Raw genomic sequence first — 489 nt, forward strand, 5'->3', positions numbered from 1 at the left:
GTTCTGCTTATTTACTATCGCGAGGCTTACGCACGCGCTTCGGCTTGTCCGTGACCTGTTCGACAGGAACGTCAATCACCTCTGGAGCAGAGCCTTCCTTGCCATCTGCTGCTTCGGGCTGAGCACCACCCACGATGTCTACGTTCAGCGTGGGCTGTACCGACACCACGTACAGGTTTCCATTCAGGTTATGATCGTGTTCCGATACAGAGGGCAAGATTCGGACAACATCACCGATGTCAAGCTGTTCCCAATGCACAGGGACCCAACCTTCAGGAGTACTGACTCCAAAGCGACGAATCTGATTCAGAGGTTTCATGTATGTATCTCATATTGAGTGTTGTGCCACCATCACCTCCGTAGGGGTCGAAGTAATGATTTTTAGGACACGAAAGAATTGGGTGTCCTCCACATGATTCGCAATAGGTGTCATACGCTGCCCACCTATCGGCCGCGTGCCACTTTCTGCACTCAGGGCACTCTATCTCC

The 489-nt window shown here is 51.9% G+C and carries 1 protein-coding gene; it reads right to left on the minus strand.

From position 1 onward, the window contains the following. Nucleotides 1–7 precede the first annotated feature (7 nt). The gene (locus AC1RPJ_RS07775; protein WP_481762844.1) at nucleotides 8–319 is read right to left on the minus strand and encodes a hypothetical protein; all 312 of its coding nucleotides are present in this window, start codon (nucleotides 317–319) and stop codon (nucleotides 8–10) included. Between the last annotated feature and the right edge of the window lie 170 nt (nucleotides 320–489).

It is taken from the genome of Dellaglioa sp. CoH-57-MRSF-17 (assembly GCF_056782015.1).

Bases quoted from the DNA above. Each gene is read 5' to 3' on its own strand.
- AC1RPJ_RS07775 (WP_481762844.1), bottom strand. From the start codon at position 319: ATGAAACCTCTGAATCAGATTCGTCGCTTTGGAGTCAGTACTCCTGAA.